The following is a 16,640-nucleotide window of genomic DNA, read 5'->3' on the forward strand; positions in this document are numbered from 1 at the left end:
GAGGAAGACGATGAGTCAAGGTCTCAGCCAATTTCTTCGCCGAAATGTCTCGGGTGAACAATCGCTTAAACCTGTGGTGCGTTCTTATTATTCCCACGTGAGTGATGACTCTTCGCCCACATCACCTCAATCATCAAGTGACACTGTCACCGATTGGTTGGTGCCAGAACCAACGAAAACAAATCTCAAACCGACTAAAAGTGAACGGAGCGAATTTTCATCATCAGTGCGACCAGAAAAAGCAGCCCACTCTGACCGGAATCTTGAATATGGTTTTAACAGGGAGGTTGATTCCTCATCCTCCCCAGTTTCGCCAGAGAGCGTTGAGAGTCGCCCAGCCCAAAAGGACTATTCGTCAAACATCGAGGCGGATTTTCCTGACCATAATGCAGAGCCTGCGAGCCAAGAATGGCAGAGAGAAGCGGAAAACAGATCGACGGTTTCCGCTAGATCAGATGCACCATCAAACGATGTAAGCCCGCATTCTGCAAGCGCTATGACCCTCGCCGAGTTAAGAGATTTAGAGCAGGAATCTTCCACTGTCTTACCTGAGAATCGGCAGCAACCTACGAAACGCCGTGACTTTACTAAGCAGGTTGCCGCATCAATATTGGGAGACGAAAAAGAGTCGCCCATTACTGAGCGATTGGCCTCTGTGATCCCCGTTGAATCAGCGCTCTCTCCAGAAAAAGAAGGGAGTCCACAAGATCATCTCGAAGTATCTGTCACCATCGGTCATGTTTCGATCGTGCCAGCACCCAAAGCCCCAGAGAAAAAAGCACCAAGCTGGAAACCACCGGTAAGCCTGACTGATTACCTTCGTGAACGTCAGGAGGGCAAACGATGAGTAGCGCGCTGGCGATAGCAGGTATCACTCAACTTCTTCGTGATTTGTTGAATGATGGTCTGGTCGATCACGATGTGGCAACCGTGGTGAATACCAATGTGCCTGTTCACGCGCTTCCACCCGACCAAATGCTGGCGCAGGAAGAAGATAACGCGCCTGCGCTTAACGTGTTTCTCTACCACACCGAAGTCAACGCTGCCTGGGCAAACCAATGTTTGCCAACCCGAAACAACGACGGCGATAGAATCAATAACACACCGCTGCCGCTGGATTTGTATTACATCGTGAGTGCCTATAGCACCGCGGATTTGCACAACGATGTATTGCTTGGCTATGCCATGCAAATTCTTCACGAACATCCGGGGTTTACCCGCGCAGAAATTCAAACTGCGCTAAACCCTTCACCCGCCATTGCTGCGGGCCTTCCCCCGCTTCTCCAAGCGCTGGCAGACACAGGTTTGGCTGATCAGGCTGAGGCGATTCGTATCGCGCACCATCCAATGCCCGTGTCGGAAAAATCCGCGTTATGGAGCGCATTGCAAAGTCAGTACCGCCCCTCCGCGACTTACCGCGTATCAACCGTGTTGATGCAAGTTGAACAGGGCACGCGGGAAGCGCTCCCGGTATTGACCATTGGCCCCGGTAATACAGGGCCCGATGTCCAGCCAAGTCTGGTTCCGTCAGTCCCCCAACTGGCGCGCATTATCCCTCCCGCCTTGCAGCCCAGTGCAAGGTTGGGAGATACCCTGGACACCGAAGGGTTTGCGCTGGATGGCGCGAATCCTCGATTTACGCTCTCTCATATCTCACAGGAGGTGGAACATATAATCAATGCAGAGGCGGGCGGAACAGCACGCGCGCAGTCAGTGACACTGCCGAATGCTGCAGCCAATTGGGCAGCAGGTATCTATTCACTATTCTTTACTGCTGACGTTGGTGGTCAACCATTACAATCTAATCAACTTTCCGCCCAAATCGCCCCAGTAATGACCTTGCCACCCACCAGTGTGGTGCGAAATGGTCAAACTGTGGTTGTTACGTTAAGCGTTACCCCGCACGTTCATCCCGGACAACAAGCCATGATGTGGCTCGGTTCAGAAGGGGCGACGGCGGAATCTGTCGCTGTGGCGACAAACAGCCTCGTTTTTATCTTTGGGCCGCTGGTTGCAGGCAGTTACCCAGCCAGATTACGTGTTGATGGTGTTGATAGCTGGTTTATCCTTCGAGACAGACCACCTGTTGCTCCGGACTTCACCCCAAGAGCGCCGATTTTCGACCCAACTCAGGTAGTGGTGGTGCCATGATGTCTGAGTCCATCCAATTTTCTGTTTCTGAGCAGCAACAAGCCAAAGAGCTGCAATCTCTTGAGCGTTGGCAGGCGTTGAATAACGCGCATTTGTCGGCAGTCGTGGAGTGGGCTAGTGCGTTGCTTTCAGACGAAGCGAACACGACGCCGCCGGAATCCATTACTACTATCAACAACCGTTTCCGCGCTGAAGCTGAAGGCGAAAATCCAAGTTCCATCAATGTATTGAACGATCAGTTTGGACTTAACGAAAGCGATCAGAGCGTATTGGCTTTGGTGGTTGTCGCAGCGCTTGAACCCTTGGTAGCAGAGCGATGCGCCGCTCTTTCTAGCAACCGCTCAAATACATTTCCAACTGCGATGCTTTGCGTGTCACGCATTCCGCAATGCGACTGGAGCAGCTTTTCACCGCATTCTCCGCTTCGTTATTGGTTGCTGGTGGAATGGCAGCCATTAGGTTCTGGCGATGGAGTATTATGTGCCGATGAGCGAGTGGTGAATTTTGCCCGCGGTCTGAGCTACATCGATGAACGTCTTTCCGTATTGCTTGAACCTGCCGATGTGGAATCAGCCGTTTCTCTCATGCCATCCCAGCGCCAACAGTTGGACGCCGCATTAAATTACCTTTCTCAAAGCCAGCATTTCGAAATGAATAACACGTCGACCGTGTTTGAGCTTTTTGGAGATGATGCCTTCGCTAAGCGCACAATGGCAGTCTCTATTTCGACCGAATTAAATATCGGCTTGCAACGCATCAATGCCGCTAATTTACCTTCCCGCGCGAACGATTTGGATGCCCTTGCAAGACTCTGGCTGCGGGAGGCGAGCCTTTTACCCATGATTTTATTGGTCGAAGAAGCGGACGATGCGCCAAAGCAAAAGCTGGCAGCGCAGTTTATTGCGAGAATGCGTGGACTGGTGTTGATTGACACAGGACGATCTCCCGCGGCCCTTTCGACCAGAAGTTTTCCGCTTGAAGTGAAACGACCAACGGTGCAAGAGCAGGAGTCGATATGGTCAGAATTGCTTCCGGTTGAAGACAAACAACTTCCTGCAAGACTGGCCGAACAATTTTCGATGAGCGAGCCCGACATTTTCCGCTCTGCCTCAGTGGCTGCTGCACAAAGTGGCGCAAATAATGACTCAGAATTTGAAAAAGCACTCTGGCAAATCTGCCAACGTGGCGCGTCTACTGAGCTTTCAAAACTTGCCCAACGTATCGAATGCAAAGCCAGCTGGGAGAATCTGGTGTTACCGGAATCTCAAACCAAGATGTTGGAGCAGCTTGCTTCTCAGGTTGCTCTTCGTAGCCGTGTTTATCAGTCCTGGGGATTCCGTGAACGCATGAGCCGGGGCATGGGCATTAGCGCCATGTTCAGTGGCGAAAGTGGGACGGGGAAAACCATGGCAGCAGAGGTGATTGCCAATACCCTGAACCTCGATCTTTACCGTATCGACCTTGCCAGTGTGATCAGCAAATACATTGGTGAAAGCGAGAAGCAAATGCGGGCTTTGTTCCAAGCAGCTGAGCGCTGTGGAGCCATCCTCTTCTTCGATGAAGCTGATGCGCTGTTTGGCAAGCGAAGCGAGGTGAAAAACAGCAACGATAGATTCGCCAACATTGGCATCGATGACTTGCTGCAACGGATTGAAATGTTCAACGGATTGGCGATTCTCGCCACTAATCTAAAATCTCAAATCGACAAAGCCTTTATGCGCCGCCTGCGTTTTGTGGTGGATTTCCCATTCCCTGCACCAGCGGAAAGAGAACGGATCTGGCTTTCTGTATTCCCGCCTCAAACACCGTTGGCCGAGGACGTGAACCCAGCACGGCTTGCGAAGCTAAATCTTACTGGCGGCAGTATCCACAACGTTGCGCTGAATGGGGCTTTTCTCGCTGCGCAGCATGATGAAGCCGTGTCGATGCGCTGGCTGATGGAAGCAGCGGCGGCAGAGCTTCAAAAACTCGAACGTCCCATCAAAGCGGGGGATTTGAATTATGGCTGAATTCACTCCGCTGACACCGCAGAAATCTCATGCTGAGAAAGCGGCCAATGCTCCGCGCAACGGCTTTGTGATTCAGAAAAAATGCGGCTGTGGGAATGCAGCACCGACAGGAGGCACTTGTTCTGCTTGCGCCGCCAAAGCAGCTGCGAACAGCCCAGTTTTGAAAAAGCCTGCAGCCAGCTCGAGCACAACCCAGCCAGACGGTGCGATTCCACAATCGTTAAGAGAGCGCGCGGAACAAACCTTCGGTACAACGCTGCCAGATGTGAATTTCTATACCGGCGGCATGGCGCAAAACTACGCCCGACAGCTTCAGGCCAAAGCCTTTACTGCGGGTAACGACGTGTTTTTCGGCAACGGATTCTATCGTCCAGACACGCCAGAAGGCTTGCGTTTGATCGGGCATGAGCTGACGCATGTGGTGCAGCAGCGCCGCGGGCTCGCGTTCTCGAAACTTCAGGGCGCGGGTGACACTTACGAGCAGGAGGCTGATCGGGGCGGTGATGCATTTGCTGCAGGGAAACGCTTCAACGTGTCGTCACCACAAGGTTCAATCGGACGTTTCCCTCAAAGGATGGGGGCGGCAGAGTCTGCGGAAGTCGTGGGCTCTGAATCACCTTCTCACGATCTTGAATTTCTTGGCGAGATGATGGATCAGTCTGAGGTTGAAAGCCTGTTTACTGATTTGCAGTCGCTAGAGACACCAGAGAGCAAGCTCTATTTGATCCCAGAGTCTGCGGTGGAATCCTTTGGCGATAACCGACCCCAGCCATCAGCACCTATTCCCCAAGCTAAGTTGCTGGATGGCGTGTCTCGACAAGGAAGACTTCCAGTAATCCAGAGGGCAATCGTAGCGGGTTGTGACGTGCCGACCATGACAATGGGGCAGATTGGTGTCGCTGCACACCGCCAGATTGGCGGATTTTGTGGCGTACTTCACCGAGCGATTTCTCCCACAACACCTTGTTTGGGAAATGGTCACCCCGGCTTTCAAATTCCCGGCTCAACGCGACCTGATATGGTGAAGCAATGGTCTCAAGGGCCTTTTATCGATGAAGTTGGCGAAATAAAACCTGCTTCTTGGTTAAACGGCCGTCAGGTTGATGCTGAAGCCCAATTGAACCGGGATATTGCCAATTATCAGCGCATCATTGGTCCAGCAACCACCATGTGGTCTTACGCCTTTCCGACCATGCCATTTGTGGCGAATCCTCTGCAGAACATTGATGTTTGGCCTGCTGTGGGTGGTTCTGCTTCCAATGGTGTTTATTACTATCGCTGCCGGAACACGCGCAGAAGAAGGGCACCGCGCAGAGTGCGAATCCGGGTTCGTTTACCGGTTCCAGTGTTGCTGCCGCGCACTGTGCCTAGGGTTGTCCCGCAGCCAAATCCACAGCCAGTGCCTTCACCAAGGCCCGCTCCGCGCCCAACACCAAGACCTGTGGAGCCGCCTTCAGAACCTTGGCGTATGCCAGAGCTTCCCGAAATGCCGGATTTGCGTCCAGCCGTTAAACCTGTGGTTGCAGGGGCTGCTGCCGTTGGTATCGGGTATCTCATTTATCGCGGTGTTCGGATGATCCCATCATTAGCGCCACCGCTATGGTGGACCATTCCTGGCAATCTCGCGGTGCCGTAGGAGGTTGAATGAAAGTCACGATTAGGTTCGATCACATCGACATCGCTGAAAACGCTTCCTATCGCGAAATTTATCGCGTCATGTCTGATGCCGTTCGGGAAAACTGGCCGGGTATGGGCTCCGTTTCAGCCGAGCATCAAAGATTGGCGCAACAGCAAGCAGCGGCCTCAGCAGCCAGACATTTAACCCGGACGGTTGCATCAAGGAGGGCGCACTAAATGCTGTCTTCCCAACCTAACTACCTCAAAGCCGGAATTGTGCTGCTGGATCCACAAAGTGCGGAGCCAATGAGCGCCATTCCTTTGCTGATTAATCCGGACTCACTCAATACCCAGTTTGAGGTGAAATCGCCGTCGACCTCTGAAACCCGCAGTGAACAACTGCGCCTAAATGGTCCGCCAAAAGAAACCATTACGTTTGATGCGATTCTCGATGCGACAGATGCCATGTCGCGGGGTGACGAAGACGCAGTGAAATACGGAATAGGGCATTACATCGCAGCGCTTCGAAGCCTGATTTCGCCAACCAAACGCCAGCTTTTAGACAATGACACGCTGGCGCGACAAGGCAAGCTCACCATTATTCCGATGACCCAGCCTTTGCCTGTTTTCAGCTGGGGATTGCGTCGAAGAATGCCTGTTAAAGTCAGTAGCCTCTCTGTGGCCGAAGAGTTTTTCAGCGCGCAGCTAAATCCTATCCGCGCCAAAGCCAGCCTGTCACTGCAAGTATTGTCGGTCGATGATTTAGGCTTTGACCATCCTGCTTCGTCGCTCTTCCTGCACTACCTTGATGGCATCGAGAAGCAGGCAGCGAAAGTCATTAAACCCGCGGTTGATGGATGATTAGGGGCGAATAGCATGACTGATCTTACCCAGTACCTTCTCAGCAATACCGACGAAACTGCGGACTTTACGCCAAGCAGTCGTTATGCGGGTGCGCCTTTAAAAGTGATGACGGACAGCGATGGCACAGAGAGAGTCTTTGTCAGTCGCCGTTTTGTTCCAGAGCCCGCGGCAGAAGGTACCGCACCCATGCTTTTGGTCAGGGAAGGAGACAGGTTGGATTTGCTGGGGGCGGCTTATTACGCCGACACATCGCGGTGGTGGCACATTGCGGATGCCAACCTCGAATACTACCCCGGTGATTTGGTGGCAACACCGGGCCGGAAAATTGCCCTTTCTTCGGGCAATGGGGAGGGCTGATGTCTGATGTTGTCATGAGCCTCTACATTGGGCCTGTTGCGCCGGTTCCGGTTTCAAAAGCCGTTATCAACGCCTTTGTTTCCTGTGAAGTGCAATCCAAAACCGAGGGGCCTTCTGGTTTTCAATTGGTGTTTGAAATTGACAACAATTCGCCGCTGCAAACCATTTTTATGCTTGCCAGTAACAATCCTATCCCGTTGGTGCGCACCGTGATTACGGTGGAAATGCACGGCAAGCAAAGCGTGTTGATGGACGGTGTTATCACTCAACACAATGTCAGCCCTGCCAGCGCTCCGGGCGTATCTCGGATGACCATTACAGGGAAAGACCTGACTCATGTGCTCAGCTATCTTGATTTCAGCTTTATGCGCTTTCCCGCCATGCCCGACTTTGCCCGAATTAATCTGGTACTGGCGAAGTATGCGTTCCTTGGGCTGGTCCCAAAAGTTATCCCGTCTGTGCTGATTGATGTACCAGTGCCGACAGACCGCATACCCACTCAGCAGGGAACCGATCTCGCCTATATCCAATCGCTGGCCGACCGCGTTGGGTATGTGTTCTACACAGAAACCACGGATACCGTTGGTGTGTCTGTCGCGTATTGGGGGCCGGATGTTCGAATCGGCAAAGTGCAGAAACCGCTCAATGACGACTTGGATGCCAACCGCAATGTGATTTCGCTGTCTGGCTCATATGATGCGCAGGAAGCTTACATTCCGCTGATCACCATTCAGAATCCACAAACCAAAATGCCACTGACGATTCCAGTGCCAGATTTCAATCCACTCAATCCTCCACTGGGTTTGATTCGCCCCATCACTTTAAAGACCAAAAACATCTATGAAACCGCTAAATACTCGCCGGTTCAGGCGGCCATGATCGGCATGGCGAAAGCGGCACAATCTGCGGTGCGTGTGTTGAAAATGACAGGGTCGTTGGACGTGTTGGCTTACGGTTCTTTGTTGATGGCAAGGCGCTTGGTGTATGTGCGAGGTTCGAGCCCAGCATTCAATGGCATTCACTATGTGGAATCTGTTACCACAACCTTTAAGGAAGGCGAATTGAAGCAGGATTTTCAACTGAGTAGGGACGGTTTGCTGTCGACTGTTAACAGGGTATCCGCATGACGACACCTCTTTACGGTAAATTCCGCGGCACCGTGGTCAACAATGTCGACCCAATGCAGCAAGGACGGATCCTCGCCACGGTTCCCAGCGTGTCGGGCATGGTTCCCGGAAGCTGGTGTATGCCTTGTCTGCCTGTGTTGGGCTTGAACTCAGGGATTTTCTCGGTACCACCGATTGGCGCAGGCGTGTGGATCGAGTTTGAACAAGGGGACGTGGATTACCCCATCTGGACGGGATGTTTTGCAGGTTCGCCTTCGGATGTACCGACGCTGGCGCGAACCGCAGTGCCGCCCATTTCAGCCATCACGCTGCAAACCATGGCGAAGAACGGCATTGTGATTTGCGATATTGGCGGGCCAATGGGCATGGGCGGTATCACGCTGCAAACAGCAACAGGGGCAACGCTGTCAGTGACTGACGCGGGCATATTCATCAACAACGGCAAAGGGGCGCAGATATCTATGGTGGGTCCAACTGTGGATATCAACAATGGCGCGTTGACCATCACCTAAGAGGAATTTAGCAATGCCAGGAGCGATTCTTCATGTTGGTGCCACAGTCACCTGCGCCCATGGTGGGCAGGCGACACCCACTGTGCCTAATCCAAGGGTGATGGTGTCGGGACAACCAACTGTGTTGCAAACCTCACCTTATGCCGTCGCCGGTTGTGCCATGCCACCGCCGAACGCTGGCAATGGTCCTTGTGTGACGGGGCAGTGGCTTTCAGGCTCAGTACGCGTGTTGTCATTGGGGCAGCCTTTCGCGTTGCAAACGGGACAATCTGTTTGCGCACCCACTGGCACGCCTATGCTCCCATCCGTGGTTCAACCGCGTGTACTGGCGACCTGAGGGAATGAATCCTTATGACTTATCCCGATTTTCCTTATCGCATTGATACCCAAGGCCGGACAGCGACCACGACGCGGCTGGATGTCATTCGCGATCGTATCGAGCAGGTACTTTTCACTGAGCCGGGCGAGCGGGTGATGATGCCAACATTCGGGTGCGGGCTGAACCGTCTTCTTTTCGCGGGTGTCAGCGAAGCGGTGATTGAGAATACGCGGAGTCTGGTAGCGACCTCGCTGCAAACCTGGATGCAGGACGATATCGATCTTTCTGAGGTAGACGTCTATTTCGACAATGGCGCGCTTTTCATCAATGTTGCCTACATCGTTCTTCCTACCGGAGAGTCACAACAGGCAACGTTTGAGCGTGAGGTGTCAGCATGATCTATTTTTGCTGCGACCAACGCCGACGTGAGGCAGTGCGCCAGTCAGATTTGAATGGCATCGATTTCGTTGAAGTCATCGATCGTGAAGCTGCGGTGGAAACTGATCGTCAACGGTTTCTTCACTTACATCTAGTCAATGATCCCGGCGCGTTTGTTTACACCGTCGATAACATTCGCATTGAAGGGCCGAATGCCATTGAAATAGTCAATGTCACGATGGGACTGGACGGACAAACCAATGTATTGGTGATTGAAGTCGCCGAGCCCGGTGATTTCTCGCCTTACAGCATCAACATCGTCACCAGCGCATTAAATCCGTTGCCACCACCAGAGATAGATCCCGCGCTGGCATCGGTTAGCTTCTCTTTCAAAGTAGAATGCCCTTCGCCATTCGACTGTCAAAGCAGTTGCGATTGCCCTGAACCTGAAACCCTTGATACAGAGATAGATTACACGGCGAGAGATTTCTATTCCTTCCGCCGCATGATGCTCGACAGGCTTTCCGTGACGGCGCCAGCCGCGGCGACCGGACACCCCGCAGACCTTTCTACCGCACTGGTGGAAGTGCTGGCCTATACCGCTGACCAACTGGCTTACCAACAAGATGCCGCCACAACGGAAGCCTATCTCAATAAAGCGCGCTCGCGGATTTCGCTCAAACGCATGACAAGGCTGGTGGATTACAGCGTGGATGAAGGCTGCAATGCCCGCTGTTTTTGCTACTTTGCTGTGTCGGCAGATGTACATCCTATTGCCCCAGCCACCTTGGTCATTCCCCAAGGCAGCGCGGTGTGTACCCAATTGAGTGAGCAACCTAGAACCTTTGCGAGAGACGACGCTTTGCTCGCGCAAAGTGGTGCTGTGTATGAAACCTGCCATGACGTACCTGCACTTTTTAGCCTCCACAACGAAATCACTTTTTATACCTGGAGTGACGCCCGTTGCTACCTGCCAAAAGGCGCTATAAGTGCCACTTTAGATGGCCACTTCCCTGATTTAGAAGCGGGCATGTATCTGGCGTTTGAAGAAGTGCTGGGGGCACGAAGTGGCAGTCAGGCTGACCGACAACTGTCGCAACGCCAGGTGGTTCTCCTGACACAAGTGCAGGCATTTGATGCAGATGGTGAACCACTCCTCGATCCGGTAACGGAATTACCTATCACAGAGGTTGTCTGGCATGGCGCCGATGCCTTGCGTTTCCCAATGTGCATTTCATCAGAAACTTCCATTGAGGAAGGGCGCCGATACCTTGAACCCGTCACCGTTGCCCGGGGTAATATGGTGCTGGTGGATCATGGTCAAACGATCTCTGGCGAGCGTTTACCAGAAGTGCCACTGCCAACGCTGAGTTGGGCGCCGGGGCAGGGCATGCAAGCTGATAGTGCTAAAGGAGCAAGCTGCGCGGAAGCCAATTGCGAGCAGGAACAGGCTGAAACCATCACCCCAAGATACCAGCCGACTCTCGCCAATCGTCCACTGACGTTTTCCCCTGACTATACGTTGGGCGCGCCTGCGACGGAGCTTTTGCAAACACCTTCACCGAGCGAAACATTCGCCAGTGTCTCTCTTGATGCTGATGATGGCGTAGAAGTGCGTCCTTATCACGTGATCAGGGATATGCTCGCAGCAGACGATTCGTCCTTGGTATTTACCACTGAAATCGAGCGGGATGGTAAGGCGTCACTTCGCTTTGGTGACAACGTTTACGGTCGTCGCCCTTTGCCTGAAACCCAGTTTACAGCCACCTATCGGGTGGGCGTTGGGTCAGCAGGTCATATCGGCGCAGACAAGCTATATCATCTCGCTTTGCCTATTCCAGAAGTAACGGAAGTGCGCAATATCACGCCCGGTGAAGGAGGGCGAAACCCAGAAACCAATGCGGAAATCAGAAAACGTGCGCCTTTCCTGTTCAAAACACAAGAGCGGGCAGTCACGCGGGAAGACTATCAAACGCTGGGTCGACGGGTGGCCGGTATTCAGGACGTCAGTTGCGCCTACATCCATACGGGCAGTTGGATGACGACCTTTGCCTTGCCCGATCCAGACGACAGGGTAGAAGTGTCTGACACATTGCGAACCACGCTTCGAGACCATTACGAGAGATTCCGCCTCGCAGCCCATGATGTGGAAGTGTCGTCACCAGTTTATGTTCCTCTTGAAGTGACGCTTCATGTTTGTGTTGCGCCGAATGCGTCGAAATCCCATGTACGCCAGTGCCTGTTGAAACTCTTCTCGCCAAACCGTTTGCCTGATGGCGCTTTAGGTTTGTTACACCCCAATCGGTTCCGTGCTGGAGAAACCCTTCATCTCTCACCTTGGTTGGCTGCCGCTCAGAATGTAGAAGGAGTGATAGCAGCCAAAGTGACAAGGTTCCGCCGTTTTGGGGACCCAAGAACCAGTGGGTTGGTAGACAGAAAGCTCGAATTCGACCGCACGGAAATCGCACGGATTGACAACGATATCAGTCATCCGGGCAATGGCGTGTTCCTTCTCGATATGGATGGAGGGCGTTGATATGGCAAACCATGAATCCCATTGTGGCGCTTGCAGCGGCATTGAGGTGCTGACACCGAAAGCACCACAAAACACCCAAGGTTTATCCCGAATCGGTTATCGAAGCGGCGAATACCACGATTTTTTCGCCAGCATGACCGCGAGACTTTCTTCTGCCAAATATGGCGCTTTGGGTGTACTGACTTCCCGCGATTCTGGCGATTTTTCGTTGGCACTCATTGATGCCTGGGCCGCCAGTTGTGATGTGCTGACCTTCTACAACGAAATGTGGTTGAACGAAGCCTACGTTAACACCGCGTTGGAAACCGGTTCACTTCATGAAATGGCGATGCTGATTGACTATGCGCCTCATCCTGGCGCAGCAGCGATAGCAGATCTGGCTTTCACCATCGCTGCGGGTGAAGGAATACCGGAAGAAATCACAGTGCCAGCAGGCACCAAAGTGCAGAGTACGCCAGGGCAGGACGAGAAGCCTGTTATCTACGAAACCCTGGAAGACCTGACAGCGCGGGCAGCTTGGAATGCGATGCGTCCTAGGCTCACTGCGCCACATCCATTGACGGCAAGCACGACTCGTATTCCATTGCCGGGTACCAATCTCAATTTGAAACCGGGCGACGCCGTGTTTTTTGTCTCCGACGATGAGCAGCAGGTCTTTGCCACCATCAACGCAGTGACACCTGTGTTAGCTGACATCGCCACAGACCCAGATGCGAAAGATCTTACCTGGCTGGACATATCGCCAGTCGGTGAAGGGCCATTGGTTACGACACATTCCGGTGCGACGGGTACCATCACCACAGTATTTGCTGCCGAAGCGGGGGGGTATGTCGATAAAGCCATCAACGGAAAAGAGCTTCGCACCGTGCTGATGGAAGAAAAAACCAGTGAGAAAGCCTTCTTTTCTGCGTTGGCTGCGCAATCTAAAACCGTCAGACAGGTTCAGGTATTCCGAACCAAAGCGGCGATTTTCGGCCACGCTGCGCCACCGCTCGATACGCTCCATTATTCGTTAACGGGGACATCGCCTGTATTCGTCCTAGATGAGGATGAAGCAGTTGTTGACGATGTCTTTCCTGGTCCTTACGCCGGGTTGGAAGATGCTCAGTGGGCGGATGGCATGCTCAATGTGATGGATGAAGACGACAGCAACCATGTCTATCTGGAACGTGCGGTGTCTGAAATCAGCAAAGGCAGCACGGTTGTTCTGAAAGACGGTAGGAAATGGTCGCGTTATAACGTGACAGACACTGCCGAAACCTCTGCTTCATTCTTTTCTGTTACGGGTAAAAGTTCGCGTTTAACTCTAAACGATGATGATCACTTTGATGATCTATCTATCCGCGGAACCACGTGTTTTGGTGCCAGCGAATGGATTGATATTGCTGATCCGCCTATCACTGAGCCATTGGATGAAAACAGTATCTCGTTGGAGCTGAACAGTCTGTTTACTGCAGAAGAAGGGCGCAAAGTGATTCTGAAGGGTCAAGCTGATGGGTTTGGGGAAGAGCCTGTAGTGACAACACAGATAATCCAATCTATCACGCATGAAAACAGCACATCTACACTAACGTTCTCCGCGCCGATTGGCGTTGCTTATTTGCCACAAAGCTTGCGCATCCACGCCAACATCGCCGATGCAACACAAGGTGAGTCAGTGGCAGAAGTGCTGGGTGATGGCAGTGCGACGCCCCATCTAGCCTTCACTTCCAAACAAACACCTCAAACCTTTGTGCCAGCAGCAACAGCGACAGGCGTGAAGCCAACGATGGAAATCCGCGTTAACAAGATCCTGTGGAAGCAGGTGCCGCACTTCCTCAATGCTTCACCAACAGATCGGGTTTACACGTTACGCATCGATGAAAACGGCTACAGCCATGTGGCGTTTGGTGATGGCGTGATGGGGGCGATGCCGGGCAAAGGGCAACAAAATATTCGAGCCAGCTATCGTAAAACCTTGGGTTTGGAAGGACGGGTGAAATCAGGGCAACTTAATCTACTCATGTCCCAATCTTTGGGTTTGCAAGGCGTAAACAATTTACTTGATGCGGAAGGTGGGGCTGACCCTGAAAGCTTCGATGAAATCCGCGTCAGTGCGCCACTTTCCTGCCGAACCTTGGGACGTGTGGTCTCCCTGACAGACTACGCCGATTTTTCCCGCGCCTATGGCGGCATCGCCAAGGCGACATCACAATGGCTGCATCTGAGCAGTGGGCCTCAAGTTGTGGTCACCGTGGCGGCAGAAGAAGGCCTTCAAGTGCCTGAAGGTGGCGATTTACACGATGCCTTGACGGAAGCGTTGGTGGCGGCTGGTGATCCATTCGCCCGTTTTGTCTTGCGCAGTTTCAGGCAAACGTTTTTCCGCCTAGGCATCAAAATCAAAGTCAACGAAGACTATCTTGCTGATGATGTCATATCCCGTGCGGAAAGCCAGCTTCGGGATTCGCTTTCCTTTGAGGCCCGCGATTTCGGCCAGCCCGTCTTTGCCAGTGAAGTGATTGCTTTGCTCCACAAAGTAGATGGCTTAGATGCGGTGGTGGTTGACAGACTCTACACCGGAAACACGCCGACACGTCATGACGCTATTGCCGCCCCCGTTGCCGAACTTGCCTCGGGGGAAGTCGTAGGTGCCACCATTTTAAGCCTGCACCCTGAAGCGCTTGATTTTATGGAGGCCAGCTTATGAGTAGCTTGTCACCGGAATCCTTATACAACCTCTTGCCTGAGGTTTACCGTCGGCGTGATGAAGAGCAGGGCTTCCCGCTCAAAGCGTTGATGGAAATATTGGCTGAGCAGGCGGCTATCGTGAAGCATGATATCGACCGGCTTTACGACAACCAGTTTATTGAAACCTGTGACGAATGGGCGGCACCGTATTTGGGCGAGTTGGCGGGTTATCGGTATGGTCCGGAGATCCCTGGTGTCAGCCAACGCGCGTCTGCTGCCAATCAGATTCGCATCACCCGCCGTCGCGGTGTTGCCTTAGCCTTAGAGCAACTGGCGACTGACACGACACGTTATCCCGCCAGAGTGGTGGAATTCTTCCGCTTGCTGTCGAGACCTGAGCATTTGGCAGCACTTCGTCCAAACAATCACTACACCTTGAATGTGAGAAACAGCGCCAAGTGCGAATCCATCGGCACAGCCTTTGATTCTGCCAGCTATAGCACCGCAGTAGGTCGAATCAGTCAGGGTGAAGGGCTACATCATTTCCGGAATGTCGGTGTATTCATGTGGCGTCTCGCTCATCATCGTCAATCCATTGTGCCTGCTTATCAGGTGGATGCGCGACGCTACCTGTTCAATCCGCTGGGGTGCAATACTCAATTGTTCAATCAGCCTATCCCAGAGCCAAATATCAATCATCTCGCCGAAGAAGAAAACCTGCCTGTGGCGCTGAAACGAAGAAGCATTGCAGGTTCGCGTTTGGCAACTTTTTATCCTCATGCTTTTGCCGTGGTGATTGACGGAATTTTGCAGACGGCTGATCAACTACAAATCTGCAATTTGAGTGATGACGGCGCTGACTGGGCGCATTCGCCAGTCGATCGTATTTCCGTTGATCCTGAGTTAGGCAGGCTATCACTTCCGACCTCAATACCCGTGCCGGACACCGTCGAAGTGACCTACCACTATGGCGCAGCCGCAGATATTGGTGGAGGGTCTTACCCTAGAAGCGAAGGCTTTATCGTCTTCAATACGCCATCCCAAGAGATTGGTGAAGGCGAAGCTATTCAGCCTGCGCTGGATCTGATTCAAAACGGCGGTGTTGCCGAGATCGGTGTTTCCCATGTATTCACCGAAGCGCTTAATGTATCGGTCAATGCCGACCAAACATTGTCCCTGCGTGCGGCTGACGGTCATCGCGCCTTTGTTGATCTTGATGGCGATGACATGACGCTGATTGGCGGTGAAGAAGCAGAGATCGTCCTTGATGGATTGGTAGTGACAGGTGGTCGTTTGCTGATCCCCGATACTGGCGACAACGCACTTCGCCGTTTGGTGCTGCGCAATGTCACGCTTGTGCCGGGGCTTTCGCTGGACATTAACGGAGAGCCGACTTCACCAGAGCAGCCTTCGCTGGTGGTTGAAATTCCCAATGTGACTGTTGAAATTGAACGTTCCGTTCTCGGCGGAATTCGCACTGTCGAAGGCGCGTCTGTGACGATAAAAGACAGCATGCTTGATGGGAATTCTCATACCCGAACAGCATTTTCATCGCTTGATGGTGCCAGCCATGGCGGTGTGCTGACACTTTGTGAAACCACTGTGATTGGCAAAATAGGTGCCCGCTCATTCCCCTTGATTTCCAACAGTATTCTGGATGCGGCGTTAGCGGAAGGCGACGATTGGACTGCGCCAGTCTGGGCACTTCAACGACAGACGGGCTGTGCGAGATTTTCCTTTATTCCGCCAGATTCGAGAGTGCCACGTCAACATCGTTGTCAGCCACAACTTGCGGCATTGAAAGCGGTGGAAGCAGAAGAAGTCAGGATACGGCAGGAACTTTCGGATTTGGCGCGTTCCCATATCGTTCGCGGTGTTCGCGCGCGCGTTGTGCCTGCGTTTACGTCAACCCGATACAACGACCCTGCCTATGGTCAACTGTTGCTTTCCGCTCCTGAGGAAATTCGGCGCGGCGCGGACAGTAGCAGTGAAATGGGCGTTTATCACCACCTCTATCACCCGCAGCGGCACGATGCTTTGCTGTTTCGTCTCAATGAATTTCTACCCATCGGCCTTGATGCGGGCTTGATCTACGTGACCTGA

At 52.9% G+C, this 16,640-nt stretch carries 14 protein-coding genes; all 14 read left to right on the forward strand.

Annotation, left to right across the window (positions count from 1 at the left end):
* Positions 1-10: 10 nt before the first annotated feature.
* From QL223_RS17660 to QL223_RS17725, 14 genes are read left to right on the forward strand one after another with little or no spacing between them, the layout of a single operon-like run.
* The gene (locus QL223_RS17660; protein WP_281545474.1) at positions 11-847 is read left to right on the forward strand and encodes a hypothetical protein; all 837 of its coding nucleotides are present in this window, start codon (positions 11-13) and stop codon (positions 845-847) included.
* Entirely contained in the window at positions 844-2,151 is a 1,308-nt protein-coding gene (locus QL223_RS17665) for a DUF4255 domain-containing protein (RefSeq protein ID WP_281545475.1), read from the forward strand. The genes QL223_RS17660 and QL223_RS17665 overlap by 4 nt, the downstream gene beginning before the upstream one ends.
* A complete protein-coding gene (locus QL223_RS17670; RefSeq protein ID WP_281545476.1) occupies positions 2,148-4,160 on the forward strand; it encodes an ATP-binding protein in 2,013 nt (670 codons plus the stop codon). The genes QL223_RS17665 and QL223_RS17670 overlap by 4 nt, the downstream gene beginning before the upstream one ends.
* Positions 4,153-5,796, forward strand: a complete 1,644-nt coding sequence (locus QL223_RS17675) for a DUF4157 domain-containing protein (RefSeq protein WP_281545477.1) — start codon at positions 4,153-4,155, stop codon at positions 5,794-5,796. The genes QL223_RS17670 and QL223_RS17675 overlap by 8 nt, the downstream gene beginning before the upstream one ends.
* 8 nt (positions 5,797-5,804) lie before the next feature.
* Positions 5,805-6,014 (forward strand): hypothetical protein, encoded by a 210-nt coding sequence (locus tag QL223_RS17680; RefSeq protein WP_281545478.1) that lies wholly within the window; start codon positions 5,805-5,807, stop codon positions 6,012-6,014.
* Positions 6,015-6,638 (forward strand): hypothetical protein, encoded by a 624-nt coding sequence (locus QL223_RS17685; RefSeq protein WP_281545479.1) that lies wholly within the window; start codon positions 6,015-6,017, stop codon positions 6,636-6,638. It begins immediately after the preceding gene.
* Between the two features lie 15 nt (positions 6,639-6,653).
* Entirely contained in the window at positions 6,654-6,998 is a 345-nt protein-coding gene (locus QL223_RS17690; protein ID WP_281545480.1) for a LysM domain-containing protein, read from the forward strand.
* Positions 6,998-8,125: a hypothetical protein gene (locus tag QL223_RS17695; protein WP_281545481.1), complete on the forward strand. Its 1,128-nt coding sequence runs from the start codon at positions 6,998-7,000 to the stop codon at positions 8,123-8,125. Before QL223_RS17690 ends, QL223_RS17695 begins: the two co-directional genes overlap by 1 nt.
* Complete coding sequence (locus QL223_RS17700; RefSeq protein WP_046303122.1) at positions 8,122-8,637, forward strand: phage baseplate assembly protein V; 516 nt, start codon at positions 8,122-8,124, stop codon at positions 8,635-8,637. The genes QL223_RS17695 and QL223_RS17700 overlap by 4 nt, the downstream gene beginning before the upstream one ends.
* 13 nt (positions 8,638-8,650) lie before the next feature.
* Entirely contained in the window at positions 8,651-8,974 is a 324-nt protein-coding gene (locus QL223_RS17705) for a hypothetical protein (RefSeq protein WP_281545482.1), read from the forward strand.
* Positions 8,975-8,988: 14 nt separating this feature from the next.
* Positions 8,989-9,354 (forward strand): GPW/gp25 family protein, encoded by a 366-nt coding sequence (locus QL223_RS17710; protein ID WP_281545483.1) that lies wholly within the window; start codon positions 8,989-8,991, stop codon positions 9,352-9,354.
* Complete coding sequence (locus QL223_RS17715; protein ID WP_281545484.1) at positions 9,351-11,870, forward strand: baseplate J/gp47 family protein; 2,520 nt, start codon at positions 9,351-9,353, stop codon at positions 11,868-11,870. The genes QL223_RS17710 and QL223_RS17715 overlap by 4 nt, the downstream gene beginning before the upstream one ends.
* A 1-nt stretch (position 11,871) precedes the next feature.
* Positions 11,872-14,556: a hypothetical protein gene (locus QL223_RS17720; RefSeq protein ID WP_281545485.1), complete on the forward strand. Its 2,685-nt coding sequence runs from the start codon at positions 11,872-11,874 to the stop codon at positions 14,554-14,556.
* Positions 14,553-16,640, forward strand: a complete 2,088-nt coding sequence (locus tag QL223_RS17725) for a hypothetical protein (RefSeq protein WP_281545486.1) — start codon at positions 14,553-14,555, stop codon at positions 16,638-16,640. Before QL223_RS17720 ends, QL223_RS17725 begins: the two co-directional genes overlap by 4 nt.

The sequence above is a fragment of the Grimontia sp. SpTr1 genome, from assembly GCF_947387585.1.
GTDB classification, from domain to species: Bacteria; Pseudomonadota; Gammaproteobacteria; order Enterobacterales; family Vibrionaceae; genus Enterovibrio; species Enterovibrio indicus.